Source organism: Roseicyclus marinus, from assembly GCF_030163795.1.
Lineage (GTDB): Bacteria > Pseudomonadota > Alphaproteobacteria > Rhodobacterales > Rhodobacteraceae > Roseicyclus > Roseicyclus marinus.
Genome location: NZ_JASJOF010000006.1, coordinates 146323 through 164928, shown reverse-complemented (window position 1 = coordinate 164928; position 18606 = coordinate 146323). Strand labels below are relative to the sequence as shown.

19 protein-coding genes and 1 tRNA gene are annotated in these 18606 nt (G+C 64.3%); 11 read left to right on the top strand and 9 right to left on the bottom strand.

Annotation, left to right across the window (positions count from 1 at the left end):
* Window positions 1-99 precede the first annotated feature (99 nt).
* Entirely contained in the window at window positions 100-1233 is a 1134-nt protein-coding gene (ispG, locus tag QQK63_RS11195) for a flavodoxin-dependent (E)-4-hydroxy-3-methylbut-2-enyl-diphosphate synthase (protein ID WP_277822761.1), read from the top strand.
* A gap of 67 nt (window positions 1234-1300) precedes the next feature.
* Window positions 1301-1377 (top strand) — tRNA-Arg (locus tag QQK63_RS11190).
* A gap of 88 nt (window positions 1378-1465) precedes the next feature.
* On the opposite strand, the gene QQK63_RS11185 is transcribed toward QQK63_RS11190, so the two are convergent.
* Together QQK63_RS11185 and QQK63_RS11180 are read right to left on the bottom strand one after the other, a co-directional pair.
* Complete coding sequence (locus QQK63_RS11185; RefSeq protein WP_277822759.1) at window positions 1466-2275, bottom strand: SDR family oxidoreductase; 810 nt, start codon at window positions 2273-2275, stop codon at window positions 1466-1468.
* Between the two features lie 12 nt (window positions 2276-2287).
* On the bottom strand, window positions 2288-3157 hold the full coding sequence (locus QQK63_RS11180; protein ID WP_277822757.1) for an SDR family NAD(P)-dependent oxidoreductase: 870 nt from the start codon (window positions 3155-3157) through the stop codon (window positions 2288-2290).
* Window positions 3158-3316: 159 nt separating this feature from the next.
* Between QQK63_RS11180 and QQK63_RS11175 the strand changes: the two genes are divergently transcribed.
* Entirely contained in the window at window positions 3317-4201 is an 885-nt protein-coding gene (locus tag QQK63_RS11175) for an AraC family transcriptional regulator (protein ID WP_284283211.1), read from the top strand.
* A 527-nt stretch (window positions 4202-4728) separates the two neighbouring features.
* Here QQK63_RS11175 and QQK63_RS11170 read toward each other — a convergent pair.
* Both QQK63_RS11170 and QQK63_RS11165 read right to left on the bottom strand, forming a co-directional pair.
* Window positions 4729-5328 carry a hypothetical protein gene (locus tag QQK63_RS11170; protein WP_277823023.1) on the bottom strand — a complete coding sequence of 200 codons (600 nt, stop codon included), beginning with the start codon at window positions 5326-5328 and terminating at the stop codon, window positions 4729-4731.
* A gap of 67 nt (window positions 5329-5395) precedes the next feature.
* Entirely contained in the window at window positions 5396-5881 is a 486-nt protein-coding gene (locus QQK63_RS11165; protein ID WP_277822751.1) for a hypothetical protein, read from the bottom strand.
* A gap of 303 nt (window positions 5882-6184) precedes the next feature.
* Between QQK63_RS11165 and dusA the strand changes: the two genes are divergently transcribed.
* The gene (dusA, locus tag QQK63_RS11160) at window positions 6185-7183 is read left to right on the top strand and encodes a tRNA dihydrouridine(20/20a) synthase DusA (protein ID WP_277822749.1); all 999 of its coding nucleotides are present in this window, start codon (window positions 6185-6187) and stop codon (window positions 7181-7183) included.
* Here the strand turns inward: dusA and QQK63_RS11155 are convergent.
* From QQK63_RS11155 to ccmI, 4 genes are read right to left on the bottom strand one after another with little or no spacing between them, the layout of a single operon-like run.
* Entirely contained in the window at window positions 7180-7740 is a 561-nt protein-coding gene (locus QQK63_RS11155) for a hypothetical protein (RefSeq protein ID WP_277822747.1), read from the bottom strand. The two genes, dusA and QQK63_RS11155, sit on opposite strands and share 4 nt — an antisense overlap.
* A 4-nt stretch (window positions 7741-7744) precedes the next feature.
* A complete protein-coding gene (locus QQK63_RS11150) occupies window positions 7745-8017 on the bottom strand; it encodes a DUF1289 domain-containing protein (protein WP_277822745.1) in 273 nt (90 codons plus the stop codon).
* Window positions 8014-8499 (bottom strand): Holliday junction resolvase RuvX, encoded by a 486-nt coding sequence (ruvX, locus tag QQK63_RS11145; RefSeq protein ID WP_277822743.1) that lies wholly within the window; start codon window positions 8497-8499, stop codon window positions 8014-8016. The genes QQK63_RS11150 and ruvX overlap by 4 nt, the downstream gene beginning before the upstream one ends.
* Window positions 8496-9731 (bottom strand): c-type cytochrome biogenesis protein CcmI, encoded by a 1236-nt coding sequence (ccmI, locus tag QQK63_RS11140; protein ID WP_277822741.1) that lies wholly within the window; start codon window positions 9729-9731, stop codon window positions 8496-8498. Before ccmI ends, ruvX begins: the two co-directional genes overlap by 4 nt.
* 195 nt (window positions 9732-9926) lie before the next feature.
* On the opposite strand from ccmI, the gene QQK63_RS11135 reads away from it, so the two are divergent.
* The 6 genes from QQK63_RS11135 (at window position 9927) to QQK63_RS11110 (ending at window position 16539) form a co-directional block, all read left to right on the top strand.
* Window positions 9927-11171 (top strand): sarcosine oxidase subunit beta family protein, encoded by a 1245-nt coding sequence (locus QQK63_RS11135; protein ID WP_277822739.1) that lies wholly within the window; start codon window positions 9927-9929, stop codon window positions 11169-11171.
* The gene (locus QQK63_RS11130) at window positions 11168-11917 is read left to right on the top strand and encodes a glycosyltransferase family 32 protein (protein WP_277822737.1); all 750 of its coding nucleotides are present in this window, start codon (window positions 11168-11170) and stop codon (window positions 11915-11917) included. Before QQK63_RS11135 ends, QQK63_RS11130 begins: the two co-directional genes overlap by 4 nt.
* Window positions 11911-12231 (top strand): sarcosine oxidase subunit delta, encoded by a 321-nt coding sequence (locus tag QQK63_RS11125; RefSeq protein WP_277822735.1) that lies wholly within the window; start codon window positions 11911-11913, stop codon window positions 12229-12231. The genes QQK63_RS11130 and QQK63_RS11125 overlap by 7 nt, the downstream gene beginning before the upstream one ends.
* Window positions 12228-15269 (top strand): sarcosine oxidase subunit alpha family protein, encoded by a 3042-nt coding sequence (locus QQK63_RS11120; protein ID WP_277822733.1) that lies wholly within the window; start codon window positions 12228-12230, stop codon window positions 15267-15269. The genes QQK63_RS11125 and QQK63_RS11120 overlap by 4 nt, the downstream gene beginning before the upstream one ends.
* Window positions 15262-15828, top strand: coding sequence for a sarcosine oxidase subunit gamma (locus tag QQK63_RS11115; RefSeq protein WP_277822731.1), 567 nt, complete (start codon window positions 15262-15264; stop codon window positions 15826-15828). Before QQK63_RS11120 ends, QQK63_RS11115 begins: the two co-directional genes overlap by 8 nt.
* Window positions 15829-15939: 111 nt before the next feature.
* Window positions 15940-16539, top strand: coding sequence for a superoxide dismutase (locus tag QQK63_RS11110; protein ID WP_277822729.1), 600 nt, complete (start codon window positions 15940-15942; stop codon window positions 16537-16539).
* Between the two features lie 63 nt (window positions 16540-16602).
* Here the strand turns inward: QQK63_RS11110 and QQK63_RS11105 are convergent, their stop codons facing one another.
* Entirely contained in the window at window positions 16603-17151 is a 549-nt protein-coding gene (locus QQK63_RS11105) for an LOG family protein (RefSeq protein ID WP_277822727.1), read from the bottom strand.
* Window positions 17152-17303: 152 nt separating this feature from the next.
* Here QQK63_RS11105 and QQK63_RS11100 point away from each other — a divergent pair, with 152 nt between their 5' ends.
* Window positions 17304-18581, top strand: coding sequence for a LysM peptidoglycan-binding domain-containing protein (locus QQK63_RS11100; protein ID WP_277822725.1), 1278 nt, complete (start codon window positions 17304-17306; stop codon window positions 18579-18581).
* Window positions 18582-18606 lie beyond the last annotated feature (25 nt).

Sequence of the window (18606 nt, the reverse complement as noted above, 5' to 3'; positions counted from 1 at the left end):
TCTGCCGCTCTCGCGTCTGGATAACCCCCCGTTGTCGTCGCAGGTTTACAGGTCTATCGTTCGGCCATTGCCGCTATAGATCCCGCAAAGGCCCTGTTCATGTCGCACAATCCCATCCGCCCTTGGCGCAACATTGACCGCCGCAAGAGCCGCAAGATCCATGTCGGCCCGGTCGCGGTCGGGGGCGATGCGCCGATCAGCGTGCAGACCATGACCAACACGCTGACCACAGATGTGAAGGCGACGGTCGAGCAGATCCAGCGCTGTGCCGAGGCAGGGGCCGATATCGTCCGTGTTTCCGTGCCTGATGAGGCGAGTTCCAAGGCGCTCAAGGAGATCGTGCGCGAAAGCCCCGTTCCGATCGTGGCCGACATCCATTTCCACTACAAACGCGGCATCGAGGCGGCCGAGGCAGGCGCTGCCTGTCTCAGGATCAATCCCGGCAACATCGGCGATGAAAAGCGCGTCAAGGAGGTGATCCGAGCCGCGCGCGACCATGGCTGTTCGATCCGGATCGGGGTCAATGCCGGGTCGCTTGAAAAGCATCTGCTGGAAAAATACGGCGAACCCTGCCCGGAGGCGATGATCGAAAGCGGGCTGGACCATATCCGGATCCTGCAGGACAACGATTTTCACGAGTTCAAGATTTCCTGCAAAGCCTCCGACGTCTTTCTTGCCGCCGCTGCCTACCAAGGGTTGGCCGAAGCGACGGATGCGCCGATCCACCTTGGCATCACCGAGGCGGGGGGGCTGATGTCGGGGACGATCAAGTCCTCCATCGGTTTGGGCAGCCTGCTATGGGCCGGGATCGGCGATACGATCCGCGTCAGCCTGTCGGCAGATCCGGTCGAGGAGGTGAAGGTCGGCTTCGAGATCCTGAAGTCGCTGGGCCTGCGCCATCGCGGGGTGAACATCATCTCTTGCCCGTCCTGCGCGCGGCAGGGCTTCGATGTGATCAAGACGGTCGAGGCCTTGGAAAAGCGACTGGAACACATCAAGACGCCGATGAGCCTGTCGATCATCGGCTGCGTGGTGAACGGGCCGGGAGAGGCCTTGATGACCGATGTGGGCTTCACCGGCGGTGGGGCCGGGTCGGGCATGGTCTATCTTGCGGGTGTCCAAAGCCACAAGTTGTCGAACGAAGGCATGATCGAGCATATCGTCGAGCAGGTCGAGAAGAAGGCCGCCGAGATCGAAGCCGCCCGTGCAGCCGAGAGCCAAGCGGCGGAATAGCGGCCGGATCGGCGCCTGATTTGGCGTTGCGGGCCGCTGTCCCGCCCGCTATATGCCAGATCAGAACGCACCCGTAGCTCAGCTGGATAGAGCGCTGCCCTCCGAAGGCAGAGGTCACAGGTTCGAATCCTGTCGGGTGCGCCACTTTCCCAACACGCAAATGTTTTCGCGCCTTTATGTAGCCATGGCTTTTGCGGGCGTGACGCAGCACGCGCCTTGGCGGGTCACGACGTCACTCCGTCATCAAGGTCTTGATCCAGCCGATGAACGCGGTGTCGTCCTCCTCTTTGCGACGGTCCAATAGGTCGACGGCATCCGGCCCGGCGCGGAATCGCAATTGGTCACCGGGCGCGATGGCCGCCTGCCAGATTACATCTGCGACCAATTCGGGCGCTGACGGTTGCGAGGCCAGTTTGCCAAACAGCCGACCCATGGCGGCGGCGGTTGGGGCGTAGTCGGACAAGTCTTCATCCATGGCAAAGTCGAAAGATCGTCCGCCGAAGTCGGTCTTGATCATACCCGGCTCGACGATCCGGACACGGATACCCAGCGGTTCCAGTTCATAATGCAGCGCCTCGGACAGGCCTTCGACGGCGAATTTGGTGCCGTGATAAAGCGTTCCGAGCGGGAAGGTGATCTGCCCGCCGATGGAGGATATGTTGACGATGGTGCCGGTGCGCCGTGCGCGCATGTGGGGCAGAACGGCCTTGGTGACCTCCAGAAGGCCGATGACATTGGTGTCGAATTGGCGGCGGATGCGCTCTGTCGAGAATGCCTCCAAAGGGCCATAGGCGCCGTAGCCCGCGTTGTTCAGCAGCACGTCGATGGCGCCGAAGCGGTCGACGCCCAAGCTTACGGCATCCGCGATCGAGCTTGGATCGGTCACGTCAAGGCGCGTGACCAATGTGGCGTCAAGCCCGACCAATTCGGAGTTGGAGGGATCACGCATCGTGGCGATGACATTCCAGCCTTCGGACTGGAAGCGCAAGGCTGTGGCCTTGCCGATGCCGGAGGACGCGCCGGTGATGAGAATGGTGGGCATGTCTTTTCTCCTTCAGGCGTTGAGGCGCAGCATGTCGGCGAGGCCGAAATTGCTCAGGACGGTGCGTGTGACGTCATGCAGGGCGGTGTTGTAGCGTTCGATCTCGGGCCCGACCCCGGTGTTATCGACCACGGTCCGGAACGGCTTGGCCCCGAATGGCAGGGCCAGAAGGTCGACAACGGCTTCCGCGACACGTTCCGGGCGCTGGTTCGGTGTCGCGTCGAGCATGCGCGCCAGACCCTCTGCCGACATCGCAGGGATGCCGGCGAAATCGCCATACGCCGTTTCGCGCAGCGGATCGTTCGGCGTCACCATGCCGTCGAAGAAGGCGGTAGGCATGGCGCCCGGTTCGATCAGGCAGGACTCGATGCCAAAGCCCGAAAGCTCGGTGCGGTAGCATTCGACGATGGCCTCTAGCGCCCATTTCGAGGCGGAATAGGTGCCGTAGAACGGCGTCGTGATGCGGCCGATCAGGCTGGAGGTGTAGAGCACGGTGCCGCGCCCCTGCGCCCGCATGTGCGGCAGCGCCGCCCGCATGACACGCTGCACACCCATGACGTTCACGTCGAAGACATGGGCCATGTCTTCGGGCGACATCAGTTCATGGATGCCATAGGCGCCGATCCCGGCGTTGTTGAAGAGTACGTCCAATCCGCCAAGGGCGGCGATGGCATCGGCCATGGCAGCATCGGTGCTGTCGGTGTCGGTCACGTCCATCTCGACGATCTGCGCGCCCTCGGCCAGCAACGCGGCCACGGTCGCGGCGTTGCGCCCCGTGCGGCTGCGGACGCTGCCCGCCACCTCGTAGCCCTGCGCCATCAGGGCCCGTGCCGTGGGCAGGCCAAAGCCGCCCGCGATCCCCGTAATGAATACTTTTGTCATCTGGTCTGCCCTCGCTGTCTGATGCTGTGACCATAGTCGACGCGGGCGTCAGCCTCTTTCCTGATCGTCCAGATGACTTGCCTGATCCTCCAAACAGTCTTCTTTTCTGGCATTAATTTGGGCCAATCCATGCTAACTGCTCCGAAAGAGAGGATAGTCATGGCAAGCTTGCTGGATCACGCTTTGACGCTTTTGGACCGGGCGCGGCTGGCGCAGGGCGCGTTCGCACATGACGCGAGCGGTCTTCACCTGTTGCGTCACGCCCAAGAGACGCCGCAGACAGGCACGGTCTATCGTCCGCTGCTCTGTCTGGTGCTGCAAGGCGCAAAGACGGTTGGCGCAGGCACCCGGAACCTGACGGTGGCCCAAGGGCAATCCTTGATCGTGAGCCATGCGCTGCCGGTCGTTTCGCGGATCACAAAGGCGACGCCGGACGCGCCCTATGTCGCGCTGGTCATGCCACTGGATCTGGATGTGTTGCGCGGGCTCGCCTCCGCCGTGCCGCCCGTGCGGGCGTCGCAATCGGTTGATCCGTTCTCCATCGCACTTTGCGCGACGGACACAGATCTGGAACACGCTCTCAGCCGTCTGATCGTTCAAAGCGAGGCGGAGGATACGCGCCGGTTGCTTGCCCCAATCACACGGCAGGAACTGCATGCCCGGCTATTGCTCGGGCCACATGCGGAGGTCCTTAAACGGCTGCTCTGGCATGAAACCACCGCAAGCCGCATTTTTCGCGCCACGCGCGACATCCAGTCGGACCTGTCTCGGCCATTGGTCGTGAGCGAACTCGCAGGGCGCATCGGGATGAGCGTTTCGGGGTTCTTCGAGCATTTCAAGGCTGTCACCGGCACCTCACCCTTGCAGTACCAAAAAGACCTTCGCCTGCTACAGGCGCGCGACGCGCTGCGGGGCTCGAACGTCAAGGTATCCGAGATCGCCTATCGCGTCGGCTATGAAAGCCCGGCCCAATTCTCGCGCGAATACGCGCGGAAATTCGGTCTGCCCCCTCGCCAAGATCGGGGGGCAATGGCTGCGGAGTGAACCTGCCGAAGACCGGTCCCGGGCCGCCGGGCAGGGTTAGAGAGCGGCCTTACCTCCGGTCTGGTGTTGCGCCTCGGTCATGCCGCCCTTTGCGATCGGCCGTTCCGGGAATTTCGCCATCGCGGCAGGCACCGACGGCAGCCCGCCCCTGATAGATCCGCTTGCCCGCGTCGAAGCACAACGTAATGCCGTCAAGCCTTGCCCCATGGCGCGCGCGGTGCGGTTTCGCCTGTCACCGGAACAACGGTGACACCCAGATGCGTTGCCTTTCCCTCGGTGAGCGCGCGCACGACACACCAATCCGGCAACCCGATGAGCAAAAGGATTGAGCCATCCAGCGGGTAGATCACCGCAGGTCAGCCCCGATGCCTTGACTGTCGCACCGCGCCCTGCGTCTCCACTCGCGCCAGTGTTTCATCGCTAACGCCGCGATCCACCGATCCAAGCCACAAGACTGATCTTTCGCCAAACAAGCCGAAAATCACATAAAATCAATGGCCGAACGTGGTGCGGCTGGCGTCAATCGTTCAGATCTGAAGGCCGAAAAAGATCATGGCCAGTGGCACGGGAGAGACGGCAATCATGACGGTCAGCACCGTGGCGAGCGGTGAAAAGATGCCGCTCAGTCCCGCCAAGATCATGATGCCGCCGCCGCCACCGATGATCGAATTGCCCGGGGTGTTCACGGCGATCGCCAAGCCGAGGTAGCGGAAGCGCAGCACGAGGCCCAGCGTGCGTTTCGACTGCCCATGGAGCAGCATCTCCAGACGTTCCTCGGAGGAAAGGGGCGCGGCGCGCGCAACGAGAGCTGACGCCTTCCGCAGTCTGAAGAACGACAGCAGGCGTTCGAGAATACGGATCGGAAGAAACCGCCCGACGATATAGGCTAGCGTCATCGCGGCGACCGTGCACACATAGATCAGCGGCGCAATCGCAGTCCCAAAAGCGGCAAGCATGGCGAGGCCGATTTCGGCCCCCGGAACGAAGGGAAGCGCCAGAAGGCCGATATAGGCGATTGCGCCAAACATGATCGCCCGATGCACTTGCTGCTCGTTGTCTGGCCGAACCTGCAGGTTGAGCGCATCGCGGATCTCGTGCGCGGCCCAGGTGGCCAGCACCAGCACCACAATCAAGATCGCGACGCGCCTCGCGATATCACCAAGAGTTGGGCCTGAGGGGCGCATGGCGCGACCACTACCCCGATACGCCGACGGCAGCCTCGAAATCGGTGGCTGTTCCCGATGCCTCCATGACGATCTGGTTCGTCCAGTACCAGCGGCGGGTCGTCCATGTCCCTTCGAGGGTGATCGTGTCGCCGACGACCTGACCGTAAAACACAACCGTATGCGGCGCATCGGGGCAAATCGTGGTGGCGGTGAAATGGATCACGTCATCGATCTCTTTGGTCTGGTATTCGGACCAGCCGAAATCGCAGTAGTTCTGGCAGTCGACCGACTGAAAGGCCCCATTGCGGAACAACAGTTCATCTTCGAGAACGGCGCCGCTTTCGACATCCGTGCCCAGAACGGTGAAGGCCCGACCGTCCAATGCACCCGAAGATGACCAGGCGCCTTCGGGCACCTGGAGGTCGGGGATGTCTTCATGCATCACCGACATCGTCGCAGCGCCGATCCCAAGCGTCGCACATGCCATCGCGGCCACTTGAAGGATCTGGGTCATGACGATCTCCGTCCAATATCTGCGTGCGAAGTCTGGAGTGCGACGCGCGTCCAGACACCCTATTGCACCGTGTGGCAACTGACAAAACGTAAAAGGCCGATTTGTATGGGCGGTATCGACTTTGGACAAACTTTGGGCAGGTCGCCCTTTGCACGTTCAACGCAGTGATCCGCTGTCGGGCACCCCATGAAGCCGCCCTGTGCCGACCGCTGTACGAGATAGGGTAGTGCACCCGATGCCCTGTGGGTATGATGTTCGGATCAGGTTTGCGCCGACCAAGGGCGGCCGAGTGGAGAATTTTGAATGCCCCTGAACGCAGCCACCCCGGCGGCGCGCCTGTCCGTCGCGCCGATGATGGACTGGACCGACCGGCATTGCCGCTATTTTCACCGGCTCATGTCGCGCAATGCGCTTCTCTATACAGAAATGGTCACGGCGCCTGCGGTGATCCATGGCGACCAGGATCGCCTGATTGGCTTTGACGAGGCCGAACATCCCGTCGCGCTGCAACTGGGCGGATCGGATCCGGGCGAATTGGCAGAGGCCAGCAGGATCGCTGCGGCTTATGGCTATGACGAGATCAATCTCAATGTGGGCTGCCCATCCGACCGGGTGCAATCGGGATGTTTCGGGGCCGTCTTGATGGAGCGACCCGAGCTTGTCGCCGAGTGCATTTCGGCCATGATCGCGGCGAGCCCAGTTGAGGTGACGGTGAAATGCCGGATTGGCGTTGATGACCAGATCCCGGAGGAGGTCTTGCCGGCATTTCTGGAAACCGTCTCTGCCGCAGGCGTCACGCGCTTTGCCATCCATGCCCGGAAGGCGTGGTTGCAAGGGCTGAGCCCCAAGGAAAATCGCGATATCCCGCCGCTGGACTATCCGTTGGTCCATGCGATGAAACAGGCGTTTCCGCATCTCCACCTGTCCATCAACGGCGGGATCACAATGTTGGAGGAGGCACAGGTGCATCTTGCGGCAGGCATGGACGGGGTGATGATCGGGCGCGCGGCCTATCATGCGCCCGCCGGTATCCTGCTGAGCGCTGACCGAGACATCTTTGGCGACAGCGCGCCGCCGCGGAGCGCGGAGTCGGTGGCGCATGCGATGCTGCCCTATATCGAGGCGCATCTGATGGCGGGTGGGCGGCTGCATCAGGTGACGCGGCACATGCTGGGGCTTTTCACCGGGCGACCCGGCGCGCGGGGCTGGAAACGCTACCTGAGCGAGAATGCACATCGCGACGGCGCGGGCCCCGAAGTGGTCGAACGCGCACTGGCCGAGGTGACGGCCCGCGCGGCCTAGCGGCTGGAGATGAAGGGGCCTGTCTCGCCCCGGTCGATCGCATCGCGGGGCCGCATCCGGCGATAGACCGCGAACATGACCGCAACGCCCCCGATCTTGACCAAAAGCGCCCCGCCAACCATCAGGTCGAAGGGTGGAGGCACCAGCGCAAAGGGGCCGGGCGGTGTGCGGTTCGCCTCCGGTCCGGCAAGCAAGACCTCGATCACCGTGAAAACGACCCAGATGGCCAGCCAGACCGGCAGGGTCGCGGGCCGTGGGCCGATCGGGTGATCCCCGCGCCTTGCGATCCAGATCCGCAAGACAAGCCAGACCGGCCCCAGAAATACCGCCCATAGAAAAACACCCGGTAGAACCGCGAAGAAAGCGCCGTTGTCGAACCAGGCCCGGAGCGCCGCGCCATAGGACCGTTCGGTATCGAGCGTCGCGGCGAAAAGCGGGAAAAAGATTACCGTGATGGCGATGCCGCCCGCGATCCAGCCAGTGAACCATGCGAAAAGCCGATGACCTCGCAATCCCGTAACCCGCCGCCCCGGCGGCAAGGGAAGCGGTCTGTGCATCCTGTCAGCCTTCGGCGCGCCGCTTGAGGCGGGCCGCACGCCCGCCCCGCCGTTGGCCCAGATCCGCGCGCCGTGCCGGCAGGGCGGCCATCACCGCGCGGCGATCATCGGCGGTCATGCGCGACCATTGCGTGATCTCGTCGATGGTGCGCAGGCAGCCGGTGCAGATCCGCGCCTCGGGATGAACGACGCAGATCTTGATGCAGGGGCTCTCGATCTCGTCGCGCTTCCAGACCTCGTCTCCGGAGGCGCGCGATCGTTCGGGTGTGTCGGTCATTGCGCGCTCCTCAGGTGGCGCAACCGGTCGAGCGCCCCTTGCAAGATATACCCCGCTGCGACGGCGTCGATCACCTCTGCGCGACGTTTCCGCGACGTATCCGCCTCGAGGAGTGCCCTTTCTGCCGCAACCGTGCTCAACCGCTCGTCCCAAAAGGTGATCGGTAGCGCCTCGAACTCCGGCAGGCGGGAGAGGTTCCGGGCAAAGGCGCGGGTCGATTGGGCGCGCGGCCCTTCGGTTCCGTCCATGTTCGCGGGCAGGCCAAGAACGATGCCGCCAATCTCGCGCCCGGCCGCGATCTGGCCAAGCCGCGCGGCATCTTGGGTGAATTTCACCCGCTTCACGGTTTCCAGCGCGCTGGCCGAGGACAAGAGCCTGTCGGAAACGGCAACGCCGATGGTCTTGGTTCCCAGATCCAACCCCATAAGACCACGCGCGACGGGCAGGGCGGCAGCGAATTCCGCGATATCTTCGAAAATCACTCTGGCGCCTCGGTCAAGGGGGCGGCGGCCTCCTCCAGCAGGCGCAGCGCTTCGGGGCTTTCGGCGAAGACGCTACGGCCCTCCTCGTAGATCGCTCGGGCCTGATCGGTCCGGCCAAGGACGATCTGCGCCCCGATCAGGCGCGCCCATTCGTCTGGCGTGCCGCCCTCGTTGGCCAGGCGGCTGCCGAGGCTTGCCACCATGCTTTCGATCATCGCCTGCCGATCCTCGGGCGACATGTTTTCGGCGGCGGCCAAGTCTTCAGCGCTGGGGCCGCGCGCGGGCGCGGGTTGGGGCAGCTCGGACATGCTTTCAGGCACGCCGGCAAGGAACATGACCTCTTCGATCTGCAAGAGGATCGGCTCCACCCAAGGGGCGTCGATGGTCGAATCCGCCAGAAGGTTGCGCCAGATGGGAAAGGCAAGGTCGGGCCGGCCCTGCTGCGCGAACATCAGGCCCGCATAGTAGCGCCCGGTTCCATTGCGCGGCTCCATCTGAAGCCCCCGCGTCAGCGCCGCCTCGGCCTCCGGCGAGACATAGCCGCCCGCAGCCAAGATCATCATCTCGGCCAGATCGATGTGGTGAAAGGCGTCCGCGTCATCGCCAAGAAGCGCGATCAGACGTTCCTGGGCCACGCGCGCGGCGCGGAAATTGCCCAAGGCCGCCTCGTTCGTCGCCAGAAGCCCAAGGCCCTGCACATCGTCGGGGCGCTGTTCCATGATGGTGCGCAGTTGCGCCACCAATTCCTCGCGCCGGGGATCGGGCGGCAAGCCTTCGCGGAATGGCACCTGTTCCTCGGCCTCGGCCTGGGCTGGGCGCGTCGCGCGCGCCTCTTCGACCATGTCGATCCGGGTGGCGATGGGCAGGTCGGGATAGCCCGGTGCGCCGATGCCAAGGTAAAGGCCAAAGGCGCCGGCAACCGTCGCAACCAATCCTGCGCCCAAGATAACGCGGTCAAGGCCGCTGGCGCGCAGGTCCGCAGCCTTGGCCTGTTGCAGGGCGCGGTCGGCCTCGAGGATGCGGCGCGAGACTTCGGTGCGGGCGCGGGTGGCTTCATCCTCCGACAGGATGCCGCGCGCTATGTCCTTTTCGATCTCGCGCAGCTGGTCGCGATAGACCTGCAGGTCATAGGCGGCTGCGGGCACCGTGGCCTTGCGCGGGCGCAGCACGGCCAGCATCAGCACCAGCACAACCAGCGCCGAAAACGCCCCCGTCGCGATCCAGAATCCCATCGTGTCTGCTGCCTTTGCCTGTCGTCCTTGCCTTCACATAAGTCCTGCGCGCGCCGCCGAAAACCGGGGCCTTTGCCGCAGGCTTGAGACATTCTGCCCCTGCGTCGCAATTTGCGCAGATGTGGTCGGCCTTGGTATCCTGTTCGGGACTGTCCTGTCCCACATCAGGCACAGAGCCAGAGGGAGCCGCAACACATGCGTCGCTATTCCGCCTTTGCCATCGCGCGCCAGGCTTTTCGTCACCACGAGGGATGGGAGCGCGCCTGGCGCAGTCCCGAACCCAAGGCACGCTATGACGTGGTGATCGTCGGCGCGGGCGGGCATGGGCTTGCCACGGCCTATTACCTTGGCAAGAACCACGGCATCCGCAATGTCGCCGTGATCGAAAAAGGGTGGCTGGGCGGCGGCAACACCGGGCGCAACACCACGATCATCCGCTCGAACTACCTGCAGGATCCGTCGGCGGCGATCTACGAAAAGGCGCGCAGCCTCTACGAAACGCTGAGCCAGGACCTGAATTACAACGTCATGTTCAGCCCGCGCGGCGTGATGATGCTGGCCCAGACCGAGCACGAGATCCGCGGCTACCAGCGCACGGCCCATGCCAACGCGCTGCAAGGGGTGGCCACCGAATTCATCAGCCCCCGCAGGGTCAAGGAATTGTGCCCGATCATCAACCTCGACGGGCCGCGCTATCCTGTTCTTGGCGCGCTGTGGCAGCCGCGCGGCGGCACCGCGCGTCATGACGCGGTCGCCTGGGGCTATGCGCGGGCCTGTTCGGACATTGGGATGGACATCATCCAGCAGACCGAGGTGACGGGCGTGCAGCGCGAGGGCGGCCAGGTCGTGGGCATCGACACGACGAGGGGCCCTATCGCCTGCGGCAAGCTCGGCATCGTGGTGGCGGGCCATTCCGGCGTCATGGCCGAGCGGGCGGGATTCCGGCTGCCCATCGAGAGCGTGGCGTTGCAAGCGCTGGTCTCGGAACCGATCAAGCCGGTGATGGACGTGGTCGTCATGGCCAACACCGTCCATGGCTACATGAGCCAGTCCGACAAGGGCGAAATGGTGATCGGCGGCGGTGCGGACGGCTACAACAACTACACGCAGCGCGGATCTTTCCACCATGTCGAGGAGACTGTGCGCGCTTTGATCGAGACTTTCCCGATCATCTCGCGGCTCAAGATGCTGCGCTGGTGGGGGGGTATCGTCGACATGACGGGCGACCGCTCTCCCATCATCTCGAAAACACCTGTCGAGGGTGTTTTCGTCAACTGCGGCTGGGGAACGGGCGGCTTCAAGGCCATTCCGGGCTCGGGCTGGGCGATGGCGGAACTGATGGCCAAGGGGCATTCGCCCTTGGCCGATGCCTTTTCGCTCGACCGTTTCCGCGAAGGGCGGTTCATCGACGAATCCGTGGCGGCAGGGGTGGCGCATTGATCCCAGCCATTCCCAGACGGCTTGCCCATATCTGGATCGGGGAACGGCCGCCGCCGCTGCACTGGATGCAGACATGGCGCGACCATCATCCCGATTGGGAGTATCGGCTCTACGACAACGCCTATCTGTCCGGCAGGCGGTGGAGGAACCAGCGGCTGATGGCCGAATATTTCCGGCGCGGCCGGCTCGAAGGCGTGGCGGACCTGATGCGTTACGAGATCCTGTTCGAGACGGGCGGCTTCATCCCCGGCGCCGATTTCGAGGCGTTGCGCCCTTGCGATCCGATCTTCGGCGAGGCCGTGACCTATTCCTGCTACGAGACCTATCCGATCGGGCGATGCCGGGTGACGCCGTGGCTTGCCTCCGCGCCCGGGACGCAGACGCTGGCGCGCACGATCGGTGAGATTCATGCAGCCTATGGGGCCGATCCGGCCAAGGCGGACCAGCCCTGGATGTCGGTCGGCAACCTGTTCCTGCGCGGTTTCATGGAACGCCATCGTTTCACGCTCAAAGATTGCCGGATCCTGCCGGCCTATACCTTCATCCCGCGCCACAAGGACGGGCCGCGCTATGACGGGCCGGGTGTGATCTATGCCGAGCATCACTGGGGCACGACCAAGGACCGCTACGCGCCCGCGGACCCGGCCAAAGCCGCGATGACCAAGGCGGAGGTGCAGGCCGTGCTGGATGCGGCGCTGCCGCTGGATGTGGCGCAAGACCCTGAAAAGGAACAGATTTCATGCTGACATTCCGCTGTCCCTATTGCGGCATCGACGCCTGCGAGACGGAGCTTGCGCCCGGTGGCGAGGCGCATCTGAAGCGCTTTGGCCCCGGTTCCGCTGACGCGGATTTCGAGGCCTACCTGTTCCTGCGACACAATGCCAAGGGCGTGCATTTCGAACGCTGGCGGCACGCGATGGGTTGCGGCAAGTGGTTTCTCGCCGCGCGCTGCACCGCGACGCTGGAGGTTTTCGGAACCTATCCAGCGCAAACCCCCGAACCGCCGCAAGACATCGTGGCGGCGATCCGCGCCAAACGTCCCGACTGGAGCCTGTCATGAGCCTGCGTTTGCCCAAGGGTGGCCGCCTGATCGACCGCGATAAGCGCGTCGTTTTTTCGTTCAACGGCAAGAGGTTGACAGGCTTTGCCGGGGATACGCTGGCCTCGGCTTTGATGGGATCGGGGCAAAGGATCATGGGCCGGTCGTTCAAATACCACCGCCCGCGCGGCGTGGTCGCGAGCGGGGTCGAAGAACCCAATGCGCTGGTCAACCTGGGCAAAGGCAAGACGCACGAGCCGAACCAGCGCGCGACGACGACCGAGATTTTCCAAGGTTTGCAAGCCACTAGCCAGAACCATTGGCCCAGCCTGAGCTGGGATATCGGCGAGGTGAACGCGCTGATCCCGCGGTTTTTGCCCGCGGGCTTCTATTACAAGACCTTCATCCATCCGCGCCCCTTCTGGAAACACGTTTTTGAACCCTTCATCCGACAGTCTGCCGGATTGGGAAAGGCGCCCGATCCGAAACTTCAAGACCCTGATAGATATGAACAATTCTACGCGCACACCGATCTCGTGATCGCGGGCGGCGGCATTGCGGGATTGCAGGCCGCACTTGAAGCGGGACGGTCTGGGGCGCAGGTGATCTTGTGCGAGCAGAGCGCCCATTGGGGCGGACGCGCGCCGGTGGATGGGGTGGAGATCGAGGGGCAGCCTGCGGAAGTTTGGATCAAGAACGCCGTAGATACGCTTGAAAAGATGGAGAATATTCATCTTCGCCTGCGTTGCATGGTGGCGGGTGTTTACGACCATGGCTACGTGTTGGCCTATGAGCGGGTCAGCGATCATGCGCCACAAGATGATGTGGTGCGCCACAGGTTGTGGCGTATCCGTAGTCGCCATGTGATCGCGGCGACGGGGGCTTTGGAACGGCCGCTGAGTTTCGCGGGCAACGACAAGCCTGGGGTCATGCTGGCTTCGGCGGTGCGGGATCACGTCGTGAATTACGGGAGCGCCCCGGGAGAACGCGTTGTAATCGTTACAAATAATGACGACGCTTACCGGACGGCGCTGGTGCTGGCGGAGGCTGGCCTGACGGTTCCTTGCGTCGTCGATGCGCGCGCGCGGGCTGAGGGGGCGCTGCCCAAGGCCGTGAGGGCGCGGGGCATCCGGGTTTTGGCCGGAATGGGAATAAGCAATATCAAAGGGTTGCGCGGCGTTGTTGCGGCACAGCTTTGCCGTCAGGATGGCGCGGGTGAGGTGATCGAGGATGTGATCTGCGACGCGGTCGCCATGTCCGGTGGCTGGTCGCCGGTCGTGCATCTGTGGTCGCATTGTGGCGGCAAGCTGTTGTGGGAAAAAGAGAATTCCTTTTTCAGGCCCGATCCCGACAAGCCGCCGACCGACCAGAATGGCGAGGGGTTCGTGATCTGCGCGGGCGCGGCCAATGGTGCTTTACACGCAGGCCAAACCCTTGAGGATGCGTTAAATTCGACGCGCAAATCCTTGCAAGACCTTAACATGCCGGTGAGCGATCAGGCGTTCCTTAAAGTTTCCGTCCCGGAGGAGGAAAAGCTCGAACCGGTCTGGATCATGCCCGCCAAGGCGGGGCCGAAAAAGCGTGCCAAGATGTGGCTCGATTTCCAGAACGACGTGAAGGTCTCGGACGTGCAGCTGGCTGCGCGCGAAGGCTATGAAAGCGTCGAGCATACGAAGCGCTACACAACGCTGGGTATGGCGACGGATCAGGGCAAGCTGAGCAACATCAACGGGCTTGCGGTTCTGGCCGGCGCGCTTGGCGCGGAGATCCCGCAGGTGGGGACCACGACGTTCCGGCCGCCCTATGCGCCGATCTCGATGGGGGCGATCGCGGGCGAGGCGCGCGGTGCGCTGTTCCAACCGCTGAGGCGCACGCCGATCCAGGGCTGGCACGAGGACAACGGCGCGCATTTCGAGCCCGTGGGCTATTGGCGCAGGCCGTATTGCTTCCCGCGCAAGGGCGAGAGCCACCGGGATGCCGTGAACCGCGAGATCTTGGCGGTTCGAAACGGCGTGGGGCTGCTCGATGCCTCGACGCTGGGCAAGATCATCGTCAAGGGACCGGATGCGGGGCGGTTTCTGGACATGCTTTACACCAACGTGATGAGCAGCCTGAAGCCGGGGAAATGTCGTTACGGGCTGATGTGCAGCGAAAACGGGTTTCTCATGGATGACGGCGTGGTCGCGCGGTTGGACGAGGAGACGTTCCTTGTGCATACCACGACGGGCGGCGCGGATCGGATCCATGCGCATATGGAGGATTGGCTGCAGTGCGAGTGGTGGGATTGGAAGGTCTATACCGCCAATGTCACCGAGGCTTTTGCCCAGATCGCAGTCGTTGGGCCGAAAGCGCGGGCGCTTCTCAACAAGATCGGGGCGGATATCGACCTGTCGAAAGAGGCGCTGCCCTTCATGGGGTGGGCCGAAGGGCGGATCGGCGGCTTTGACGCGCGGGTCTTCCGGATTTCGTTCTCGGGGGAATTGTCCTTTGAGATCGCGGTTCCGGCCAGCCAGGGCCGGGCGTTCTGGGACAAGCTTCTGGAGGCGGGCGCGGAATTCGGCGCGACACCCTATGGCACCGAGGCGTTGCACGTGATGCGGGCCGAGAAGGGCTTCATCATGATCGGGGACGAGACCGATGGCACGGTCATCCCGCAGGATCTGGGGCTTGATTGGGCGATCTCGAAGAAGAAGGACGACTATCTGGGCAAACGTGCCCAGGAGCGCAGCCATATGGCCGACCCCGAGCGCTGGAAGCTGGTGGGGTTGGAAACGCTCGATGGCTCGGTTCTGCCCGATGGCAGTTATGCGCTGGACGAGGGCGTGAACGAGAACGGGCAGGGGAACACGCAAGGGCGCGTCACCTCGACCTATTTTTCGCCGACGCTGGGGCGGGGGATCGCCATGGGTCTGGTGCGGCACGGACCCGACCGGATGGGCGAGGTGATCGCGTTCAACACGACCAAGCCCGCCGCAAAGGGCGCGGCGCCCAAGACCATCAAGGCGCGGATCGTCAGCCCGGTTTTCTATGACCCCGAGGGGGAGAAGCAGAATGTCTGAGTTTTCGGTGAGCGCGTTGGACGGGCTGTCGGTGGGCGGGTCTGTCACGATCCGCGAGATGGGGCGGCAGGGGATGGTGAGCCTGCGCGCCGATCTGTCGGCGGCGGCGAAGGCCGTGGCGCGGGTGACGGGGGCCGAGATGCCCGCCCAGCGCAAGATCAGCGCGGGCAAGGAATGCGCCGTGGCGTGGATGTCGCCTGACGAGGTGTTGATCCTGTGCGCCGCCGATCAGGCGGGCAAGATCGCCTTTGACCTGTCGGAAGCTTTGACGGGGCAGCATCACCTTGCGCTCGACATCAGCGATGCGCGGGCGATGTTTTCGGTGACGGGCGAGGCGGGTGCGATCCGCGACGTGCTGGCCAAGATCACGCCCGCCGATATCGGGGCCTTGGGCCTTGGCGAGATGCGGCGCACGCGGCTGCAGCAGGTGGCGGGCGCGATCTGGTTTGAGGCCGGGGACGAGGCGCGGGTGATCTGTTTCCGGTCGGTAGCGCGGTATGTCTTTGATCTGTTGGCGATGTCGGCGCGCGAGGGCGGCACGGTCGGCTATCACGGCTGAGCCGGAAAGCTTTAGTTTTTCGGGGAGGATAAAGGGCGTGGGGTTGACGCCCCCCCGGTCCGACCTCCATCTGTGCCTCAACCGACAACCAACAACGAGGGGGGCCGACACATGGCTTTCACACTTCCCGATCTTCCCTATTCCCATGACGCGCTGGCCGGTCTGGGCATGAGCCGCGAGACGCTGGAATATCACCACGACCTGCACCACAAGGCCTATGTCGACAACGGCAACAAGCTGATCGCGGGCACCGAGTGGGAGAACAAATCCCTCGAAGAGATCATCACCGGCACCTATCAGGCCGGTGCTGTCGCGCAGAACGGCATTTTCAACAACGCGTCCCAGCATTGGAACCACAACCAGTTCTGGGAAATGATGGGTCCGGGCGAAGGCGGGATGCCTGGCGAGCTGGAAAAGGCGCTGGTCGAAAGCTTTGGGTCGGTCGACGAGTTCAAGGCACAGTTTTCGGCGGCGGGCGCGGGCCAGTTCGGGTCGGGCTGGTGCTGGCTGGTCAAGGATGTCGATGGCGGTCTGAAGGTCACCAAGACCGAGAACGGCGTGAACCCGCTGTGCTTCGGTCAGACGGCATTGTTGGGCTGCGATGTGTGGGAGCATTCCTACTACATTGATTTCCGCAACAAGCGGCCCGCCTACCTTGAGAATTTCCTCAACAAGCTGGTGAACTGGGAAAACGTGGCCTCGCGCCTCTGATCCCCCGAAGGTCATGATGCGATGCGGCCCGCCCTTTGTGGCGGGCCGTTTTCGTTTACGGGGTCAGGGGGCGGGGGCGAGATGGGCCATGAGGGCTGGCACGTCGGGAACCACGGTGAGGTAGTCGCGCAAGGTGGGATCGGCAAAGCCTTGGGCGATCACGTGGTCGATGAGCGCCAGAAGCGGCTGCCAATAGCCGTTCACGTCGAGGAGGTAGACCGGTTTGGCGTGCAGGCCGAGTTGGCGCCATGTCAGCACCTCGAACAATTCGTCGAGCGAGCCCGCGCCGCCGGGCAGGACGGCCACGGCATCGGCGTTCATGAACATGACCTTTTTGCGTTCGTGCATCGTTTCGGTGATGACGAAGGTGGTGAGGTCGCGTTTGCCGACCTCCCAAGCCATGAGATGGGTGGGGATGACGCCGAAGGTCCGGCCGCCCGCGGCCTGCGCCGCGCGGGCAACGGCGCCCATGAGCCCGACATCGCCCGCACCATAGACGAGGCGGAGGCCCGCGCCCGCGAGGCTGAGGCCCAGTTCGGTGGCCGCCTCCATATGCGCGGGATCGGTGCCGGGGCGCGCGCCACAATAGACACAGACGGAAAGGCCTTGCATCGGTATCCCTTGCACTTGAACGGGTTTTATCACCTGATAGGCGCAAAGGGCGGGGCGCTCAAGCGGCGCGGAATGGTCCTGCCGGAGTGGGGCCTGCCGGGGTGGGGCGTTCGCCTGTCCCCCGGTGACCCGGACAGGGAGACAGCGCATCCATGGCGGAGCAGAAGAACACGGGACAGGCCGCGGGCGGCGCGAGCGGTGTGTCGACGATCGCCGGGGCGGCGGCTCTGGCGGGCGTGTTGATCGCGGCGGCGGTGGGTTTCGCGGTGCTGCGCGAGACGCCGGAAGAGGCAGCAGTGGTCGACAGCGCGCCGGAGACGGTGACCGAGGGTGCGGCGGAGACTGCGCCGGAGATCGTACCGGAGGCCGAGGAGACGCCCGAGGCGGCGGTGGCGGAAGCCACGCCCGAGGTCGCGCTGCCACCTGAGGGGCCGCGGTTCGACCTTGTGCGGGTCGATGCCGAGGGCGGCGCGGTGATCGCGGGGCGGTCTGTGCCGGGGTCTGCGGTGACGCTGACGCTTGACGATATGCCGATCGAGACGGTGACGGCCGATGCGGGCGGGCAATTCGCCGCCATCCTGACGCTGCCGCCCGCCGATGTGCCCAGGATCCTCGCGCTGCGCGCCGTGCTGCAGGACGGGACCGAGTTGGACGGGCAGGGGACCGCGATCATCGCGCCCTTCGCCTTGCCGGCGGTCGCGGCGGTGGATGTGCCCGTGACGCCGCCCGAGGCGCCGGGTCTGGGCGAGACGACGAGCGCTGCGCCGGTTCTTGAGGAGGCCGTCCCCGAGGCTGCCCCCGAGGTCGAGGCGGCGGGCGCGCTTGCCGAGGTTGCGGCCGGTGCGGCCCCAGCGCCAGAGACCGTGCCCGCGCCGCAGGCCCCGGCCGTGATCTTGGCCGATGAGGGGGGATTGCGTGTCCTGCAGGGTTCGGGTGGCGCGCCCGAGGATCCGAGCGCCCTGCGGCTCGATGCCATAACGTATGATGTGGCGGGCGAGGTCACGCTGGCGGGTCGCGCGCCTGCCGAGGGCGCGGTGCGCGCGACCTTGGACAACCAGCCGATCACGTCGGGCGAGGTCGGGGCGGGCGGTCAATGGAGCCTCGAATTGCCCGATGTCGATCCGGGCACCTACACGCTGCGGCTGGAACAGCTGGGCGCGGATGGGCAGGTGACGGGTACGGTCGAGACGCCCTTTTTGCGCGAAGATCCCGAGCGGATCGCGGGCAACCCGATGCTGGTCGCGCCGGGTGCGACGGTGATCACGGTGCAGCAGGGATTCACGCTGTGGGGGATCGCGGAGGCGAATTTCGGAGAGGGCATCCGCTATGTCCAGATTTTCGAGGAAAACCGCGACCGGATCCGTGACCCGGATCTGATCTTTCCGGGCCAGATCTTTGCGCTGCCCGATCTGCCGCGGGACGGGCAATAGGGGCAGACCTCTGGCCATTCCCGGC